The sequence below is a fragment of the Actinomycetota bacterium genome, assembly GCA_005774595.1.
GTDB lineage: Bacteria > Actinomycetota > Coriobacteriia > Anaerosomatales > D1FN1-002 > D1FN1-002.
Genome location: VAUM01000067.1, coordinates 1 through 7940, shown reverse-complemented (window position 1 = coordinate 7940; position 7940 = coordinate 1). Strand labels below are relative to the sequence as shown.

4 protein-coding genes and 1 tRNA gene are annotated in these 7940 nt (G+C 68.0%); 4 read left to right on the top strand and 1 reads right to left on the bottom strand.

Features of this window, described 5'->3' with window-relative positions; all coding sequences use genetic code 11:
* A partial coding sequence (locus tag FDZ70_04265) for a hypothetical protein (protein TLM78476.1) occupies positions 1-4597 on the bottom strand: 4597 nt, incomplete at its 3' end.
* Between the two features lie 235 nt (positions 4598-4832).
* Here FDZ70_04265 and FDZ70_04260 point away from each other — a divergent pair.
* The 4 genes from FDZ70_04260 to FDZ70_04245 all read left to right on the top strand — a co-directional run bounded on the left by FDZ70_04260 (position 4833) and on the right by FDZ70_04245 (position 7932).
* The gene (locus FDZ70_04260) at positions 4833-6317 is read left to right on the top strand and encodes a sugar transferase (protein ID TLM78475.1); all 1485 of its coding nucleotides are present in this window, start codon (positions 4833-4835) and stop codon (positions 6315-6317) included.
* Between the two features lie 101 nt (positions 6318-6418).
* A tRNA-Val gene (locus FDZ70_04255) sits at positions 6419-6493 on the top strand.
* A 47-nt stretch (positions 6494-6540) separates the two neighbouring features.
* On the top strand, positions 6541-7596 hold the full coding sequence (locus FDZ70_04250) for an acyltransferase (GenBank protein ID TLM78474.1): 1056 nt from the start codon (positions 6541-6543) through the stop codon (positions 7594-7596).
* A gap of 66 nt (positions 7597-7662) precedes the next feature.
* Complete coding sequence (locus FDZ70_04245) at positions 7663-7932, top strand: hypothetical protein (GenBank protein TLM78473.1); 270 nt, start codon at positions 7663-7665, stop codon at positions 7930-7932.
* Positions 7933-7940 lie beyond the last annotated feature (8 nt).

Below are 7940 nucleotides of genomic sequence, written 5' to 3'. Positions count from 1 at the left end.
GGTCGATGCGCACGACGCGGCTGCCGGGAGTCTCGGTGTTGCCGAGCGTGTCGACGCTCCAGTACTCGACGGTGGTCGTGCCCTCGGCCGAGACGGCGAACGGTGCCGTGTAGGTGACGGTCGCGCCGCCGTTGAGGCGGTAGGACGTGGCGCTGACGGCGGTACGGTCGTCGATGGCGGACAGGGACACCGTCTGCGTGGTCGTCCGCCACGCCTCATCGATGCTCGATGAAGTGACGGGCGCGACGGTGTCGACCACCGACGCGATGTAGCCGATCACGTCGAAGCGGTCGACGTTGATGCGGTAGTCGCTCGAGGAGGCGTTCTTCACGCCCGTCCACTCGACCACGACGGAGTGACGTCCGTCGGCCAGCCCGGTGGCGGACCAGATCCGCTGCCGGTACAGCGTGCTGGATGCGTAAAGGTCGATGGTGGCGACCACGGAGCCGTCGAAGACGATCCGCGCATAGCCCTGGTTGGTGGCCTTGTAGGAGATGACGTCGACGTCGGTGCCGTCGAAGTGGAAGATGGCCGCCGCCCCTGACACGTTCGCCTGCAGCGCCGCACTCGCCGAGTGGCTCGGGTTCGACGCCGTGGTCCAGGCGCTCGGCTTCTGGTACACGATCGCCGGGTCGTTCTGCTCGTACTGCTTCCTGATCACGAAGGTCGCGGTCTTCGTCGACTCGGTCCATCCGACGTTGTCGACCGAGTACCACTCGAGCGTGTGCGTTCCCGGCACCGAGCTGGTGGCCACCGTGCCGGAGCGCAGCGTGCCGCCGTCGAGCCGGAAGTGCGTGGACGCGACGCCGGAGAAGGTGTCGCCGGGGGAGAGCGTGACGGTCGCGGCGTTCGCGTACGACGTCGTCGCGTTGCTCGTCGTGTTGGGCGGGCTCTTGTCGATCCTCGGGTATGCGATGTGGACCGTCTCGGTGTTGTTGCGCCGATCGACCGCGAGGAACTTCAGGGTCGTCTGCCCCTCGTTCGAGATGACGAACGGCGCGGTGTAGGTGTCTGCGGTCGAGGGCGCCGCGCCGTTGGTCGTGTAGTAGATGCCGCGGACGCCGCTCGTCGCATCCGTCGCGGAGAGCGTCACGGTGATGTTCGTCGACTGCCATGCGGACGGCGCGTCGGACCAGGACACCGGCGCGGCGGAATCGGGGACGGTGTCGATGGTGCCCTCGATCTCGAAGTTGTCCAAGGAGATGGTCGTGCCGGTGGATGCCGCGTTCTTGTCGCCGGTCCAGTAGAGGTACAGGTAGTGGTCGCCGTATGCGAGGTCCTGTTGCGAGTACTCGAGTCTCTGGTACTGCGTGGATGATGCGTACAGGTCGATGTCTTCGGGCGTGCCGTCGTCGAGGACGACGCGCACGATGCCCATGCTCGGACCGCGCACGGAGTCGTACTTGATGCCCGTGCCGTTGAACCTCACGAAGATCGCCGAGCCGGTCGTGGCGCCGGAGTGCACCCAGGTACCGTCCGAGGCGCCGCCCGCCGTCGCCGAGGTGAAGGTGCTCATGTACGGCGTGCGGTAGCAGATCTTCGTGTCGGTGTCCTCGGTGATGAGGTTGCGCCACGTGATGCGGAACGTCGCGGACTTCGTCGTCTCCCAGTTGCCGACGTTGTCCTTCGACGCCCAGTACATCGTGTGGTACGCGTAGCCGGTGACGGTGGTCTCGGTGCCGTACTGCGTCGGCCCCGAATCCACCTTGAAGCGGGTCTGGTTCACACCCGAGTACGCGTCGGCGGGGGAGAGGTGGATGTGCGCGACATCCTCGTACTTGGGCGCGATGTCCGAGGTGGTGTTCGGCGGCGAGTTGTCGAGCAGCACGTACGCGGTCTGGGTGTCCTCGTAGTTGTTCCAGACGTCCCGGGACCGGTAGCGGACGGTCTGCGTGCCGTCGCCGCTGACGGCGAACCCCGTCGTGTAGACGCTCGGAAGGCTCGTGGGCGAGTTGATGGAGTACCGGGTCTCGGCGACGGTGCTCGACGCGTCCCACGCCGTCATCGTCACCGTGAACGATCCCTGATGCCAGCTGGAGTCGATGTTGGTCGTGGTCACCGGCTTGTTGGTGTCCGGTGGTGCGATCACGAAGTAGGCGAGGTGGGGCGCCTCGTCGAGCCCCGCGAAGTCACGGGCGTACCACTCGACGTAGTGCGAGCCGTACGTGCCGACGAAGCGTTGCGAGCCGATCTGCCAGCCGCCGGCGCCGTCGACCCGCGACCAGATGCTGTTGACGCCGGACATATTGTCGGTGGCGAAGAAGCTGATCGTCGCCGACGCCATGTACGATTCCTGGACGTCTGACCATGACACCGGCGCCTGCGCGTCGAGCGTCAGCGTGTGGACGCGGACCTGCTCGACGTTGCCGCGCGTGTCGATCGAGAAGAACCGGACGTACGTCGTCCCCTCGGCCGAGATCCAGAAGGTGCCGGTGTACTCCGTCGTCGGCGTGGTGTCGGTGCGCACCGTCTCGGTCACGTAGTAGGTGCGTTCGATGCCGGACGGGTCGGTCGCGTTGAGTGAACACGGGAGCGGCGCCGGGGTCCAGCCGGTGGGCATGTCGTGCGTGGTGACCGGCGGGTCGGAGTCCGGCGGCAGCACGACGACGGTGACGCTGTGGTAGTCCTCCATGTTGCCGGCCGCATCCTGCGAGCGGTACCACAGCGAGAAGTTGCCGGGCGTGTCGAAGGTGATCTGGGTGCCCTCGGTCCACTCGCCGCTTGTGCGCCACCAGATGGTGGTCACGCCCGACATGTCGTCCGTGGCCGAGAGGTTGACCGTGGCCGACTCGACGTACGAGGGCTGGAGGTCGCTCGTGGTGTGGGGCTGCTGGGTGTCGATCCGGACGTACTTGGTGTGCAGCGCCTCGATGTTCCCGCGCAGGTCCTCGGAGTAGAACTTCACGGTCGTCGTGCCCGGGGTGGACACGGTGAACGTGATCGGCCAGGAGTAGTAGGCCGTCGTCGGGTAGGCGCCGTCGGTCGAGACGTAGGTCGCCTTCATGCCGGTGATCGGGTCGGTGGCCGACAGCGAGACGGTCACCTGCGAGTTGAGCCACGAGCTCGAGATGTTGTCGATGGTGATCGGCGGGTCCGAGTCGGGCACGCGGACTGTGTACGTGGTCACGCGGTCGACCTCGTGGTTCCCCACGACGTCCACGGAGTGGTAGGTCACGGTGTGCGTGCCGATGTTCGTGTCCGAGAAGTCCGTCCCGAACTTCACGATGCCGCCGTCGATCTGGTACTGCGTGTAGGCCACGCCGGAGAGGCTGTCCGTCGCGGTCAGGTGGATCGTGGCGGTGCCGTCGTACGTCCCCGTGCAGTTGGTCGAGGTATACGGGGCGGAGCCGTCGACGGTCAGCGTCGCCGTCTTGACCGCCTCGACGTTGCCTTCCGAGTCGGTGGAGTGGAACTTGACCGTGGTCGTGCCCTCGGTTGCGACGGAGACCGTCGTCGTGTACGCCTGGTCCGGATCGCCGCCGTCGAGCGAGTACAGGGTGCTCGCGACCGTGGAGCTCGCGTCGAACGCGGTGAGCACGAGGCCGAACGGCGCCTGGACCCAGGTCGGGGTGGTGGGCACGTTCGATGTGGTGACCGGCGGGAGGGTGTCGGCGTCGGCACGCACGTAGTCGAGTTCCTGGATCTTGTCGTGATTCGTGTCCGCCACCAGCACGTGCCCTGAGGCATCGACGCTCATGTCCCACGGAGTGTTGAACTCAGCCGGGCCGTCGCCGGCTGCTCCGATGGTGGCGAGGAACGAGCCGTCGTCGGAGAAGCGCAGGAGGCAGTTGAGGTTGTCGTCGGCGCCGAACACGTCGCCGTAGACGCCGAGACCCACGCCGGTCACGTCGACGAAGGTCCCCGGTCCGGACGTGTTCCCGTAGCTCTGGACGATCTCGTACTGGCCGGCGATGTATGCGTACTGCAGGATGCGGGCGTTGCCCTGGTCGACGACGTAGACGTCGCCGCTGATCGGGTCGACGCTGATGCGCCACGGGAGCGACAGCGGGCCGTAGGCGCCCTGGTTGAACGTGGTCGGCACCGACGCGCCTGCGCCCGTGAACTTCTGGATGCGGTTGTTGCCGGTGTCGGCCACGTAGATGTAGCCCGATGAGTCGACGGCGACGCCGTTGGGCGTGTCGAACTGACCGACCTCGGTCGACTGCACCGAGCCGAGCGTGAGCAGCGGGTCGCTGCCGGGCTCGGTCGCGTCGTACACGAACACCTGGTGGAGCGCGCGGTCCGCGACGTAGATCTTGTCGGAGGTGTCGACGTCGATGCCGCAGGGCTCGGACAGGGTGGCCGTGCCCCACGTTGCCACGCGCGAAGTGGTGCCGCGGTCGTACTTGCTGATGCGGACGAGGCCCGCGCCGTCCCACTCGCTGGAGAAGACGTCACCGGCGCTGTCGAGCGCGACGCCGCCGGGATAGCCGCCGTCGGCTGCGAAGTCCTGCAGCCACGGGAAGGAGTCATAGCTGGAGGGGCCCGCGGCCCAGGCGAGGGAGGGGACGCCCAGCGCCCATGCGACCGCGACGGCGATCGCCGCCACGGCGCACGGGACGCTCCAGCGCTCCATCGGCTTGCAGCTACGTCTCACGTCTACGACCTCCGCATCGTCGGCGCCCCGTTCCGAGGACGGCCCTGTCCGACGTCCGTTCCGGCATAACAGCACAAGACGCGCCGTTGGGCGTGCTCAAGGATGATTGTCGTCACGCGACACCTATATGTTTAGCCAGATGTGAGCTTCGTCACGCCCGGCCGGCACTGCGTCGCGGGTCGTTGCCGACGGTCACGGAGCGCGGTCGGCGGGCGCACTCGCATATAATCTGCGCATGGACGAGACGACCCGACCGGCGGAGCAGGCCCCGCCTGCGGCTCCGGGCTCAAGGAGCACCTGGAGGCCGTGGGCGGTGGCGGCGCTCGTCGCGTGCGACGGACTCATGCTGATCGTCGGCTCCTTGGGCGCCGCATGGCTGCGCTTCCGCGACCTCCGGGCGCCGGTCGTCCTCGAGAACTCGCCCTGGCAACCCGACTATCTCACACTGTCGGTCATCGTGGCAGCCATGTGGATCGTGTTCCTCGGCGCGGAGCGGCTCTACGACCTCGAGCGGCTCTTCTGGGGCGCCGGCGAGTTCGCGCGGGTCGCTCGCGGGCTCACCGTCGGGGTGGTCGCGATGATCCTCGCGACGTACGCGCTCAAGACGCCCGGCGTCTCTCGCGCGTGGACGCTCTCGGCTTGGGCGATGTGCATCGTGTTCGTGACGGTCGGGAGGTTCGTGCTCCGCGCATCGCTGGATCGCATGCGGCGCCGGGGCAAGTGGGTTCAGCGCACGTTGATCGTGGGGTCGAACGCGGAGGCAGCGGACATCATCCGCATCCTCAAAGCCCACCCGGGCTCGGGGCTCGTGCCGGTGGGCTGCATGGCCTCATCGCAGAGCGAGCGGCTCGAACTGGACTACTGCTCGGCGTCGTTGCCGGTGCTTGGGTACGCACGTGAGCTGCGCTCCGTGATCGACGAGCACTGCATCGACGCCGTGGTGATCGCCTCGTCTGCGTTCGACCACGACGTGCTCAGCCGGATGATCGCCGAGCTGCGCGGTCTGCCCGTGACGATCCACGTCTCGTCCGGCCTGTTCGAGGTGCTGACGAGCCGCGTGTTCGTCCGGGAGGTCGGTGGCGTCCCGCTCATCGGAGTGCGCGGCGTGTCGTTGTCGCGGGGGCGCCTCGTGACCAAGCGGATCTTCGACCTGTGCATCGCGCTCACCATCGTCGCGCTCGGGCTGCCGGTGTGGCTGCTGGTGATGCTCGGGATCAAGCTGACGTCGCCCGGCCGCGTGTTCTACGCGCAGGAGCGAGTGGGCAGGGGTGGCAAGCCGTTCGGGATGCTGAAGTTCCGCTCCATGGTGGCCGATGCCGACGCTCGGCTCGCGGCGCTCGAGGAGGCCAACGAGGCGAGCGGCCCGCTGTTCAAGATGAGGGACGACCCGCGGGTCACTGCGGTCGGGCGGTTCCTGCGGAAGTACTCAATCGACGAGTTCCCGCAGCTCCTGAACGTCATCAAGGGCGAGATGAGCCTCGTCGGCCCGAGGCCGCCGTTGCCGTCGGAGGTGCGTGAGTACACGCTCCTGCACTGGCGGCGGATGGAGGTGCTCCCGGGCATGACGGGCCTATGGCAGGTCTCCGGGCGCTCGAACCTGAGCTTCGAGGACATGGTCCGCCTCGACCTGTTCTACATCGAGAACTGGTCTGTCACGCTGGATCTCGGGATCCTGTTCCGGACGCCGGGCGCGGTGTTCGGCGCGCGCGGCGCGTACTGACCGTGACGGGCGGCGGAGGGCTCGGTCGGACGCGGCGTTTGAATCCCGCTCCGGCCCCCGCTAGAATGGCTCCCCGTCACCGCGATGCGGTGGCCGCATGCGGGCGATTGGCTCAGGGGGAGAGCGCTTCCTTCACACGGAAGAGGTCGTTGGTTCAAATCCAACATCGCCCACCAGCTACCGACGAGGCCTCGGCGACACCGCCGGGGCCTCTTGTCATACGATGTCCGCAGTCGGCGACGCGCGGGAAGGCGAAGTGAGCGGGCATCACACCTCTCTTCGTTCGGCTCGCCTCGACGCGATGCGCGGCCTCGCGGTGACCGGCATCGTCCTGAGTCACGCGGTGAAGCTGCACGTCGGTGACTCGTCGCCCGCGTTCGCATTCGTGTCCGCCTTCGCGATGCCGCTGTTCGCGCTGGTCTCGGGGTACCTGACCTCGCCGCCCGACGACGACGGCGCGCACTGGCTCGGCTGGCGCGCGCGAAGGCTGCTGGTGCCCTTCGGGGTCTGGGCGGTGCTGCACTGGTCCGTGGCTCAGTTCGCGTCCACAGGCCTCGACCTGCTCGGTATCGAAGGTTCTCTTCCCGGCTATCTGATCGCGGTCGTCCTGCATCCGTGGCAGGGCCTGTGGTTCCTGCTCGTCGCCTTCTACTGGTCCGCGATCGCGGTGCTGATCTCGAGGTACGCGCACAGCGTCCGGGCCATCGCGGGTATCGCGGCCGCCGCGGTCGCCCTGTCCGGCGCGGTCGTTTGGGCTCGGCAGGCGGGCACCTTCGAGTCCCCCGCGGACTTCGGGCTCGTGTCGCTGCTCGGCCTGCTCCCGTACTTCGCAGGCGGCTACGCGCTCGGCAGGATGGGGTTGAGCGTGAGCGAGGGCCTGCCCGTTCGGGCCGGGGTCGCCGGGCTCGCGGCGCTGGCGGCCGTCGCGGTGTCGGTCGTCGTGACGACGCGGATGGGTGCGACGCCGCTGCGGGCATCGCTCGACGTGGTCGAGAGCGTGCTGGGCGCCGTGGGGTTCGCTCTCTTGGCGGCGTCCGCGCCGGAGCGTATGCTGGCTCCGCTCGCGAGCCTCGGCGGCGCGTCACTGGGCGTCTACGCGATGCACTTCGCGTTCTTGCGGGTCGGTGCCGGGTCCGGGTGGACGCTCGTCGCGACCTCGTTCGTGGTCGCGCTCGCCGCTTCGTTCGCGCTCACGAAGCTCGTCCGCCTGAGTCCCGTGAGCGCGGAGATCCTGCTCGGGGAGGCGCGCGTCCGCCGGCGCGGCCGCCCGCGCCGCTGATCCCGCGCGACCGCGTCGCCGGCGCGCCCTGTGCTATCCTGCCCGCATCCGGAAGGGGGGAGGCCCATGGATCCGGCGAGCGTCCCGCACAAGAAGATCCGCGTGGTCGTGGAGACCGCTGAGCGCACCATCCTCGGCAACATCTTCAAGCCCGAGAAGGGGGAGCGCTACCGGCTGTCAGACCACCTCAACTCCTACGACCGCCAGTTCATCTGCCTCACCGACGTCGAGATCAAGGACAGGGGGCAGACGCACCGCGTCGGCGACAGGCGCCCCTTCATCGCGATCTCGGTCACCGCGATCACCTACATCACCCCGCTCGAGGACGAGAGCTAGCCCCTCGC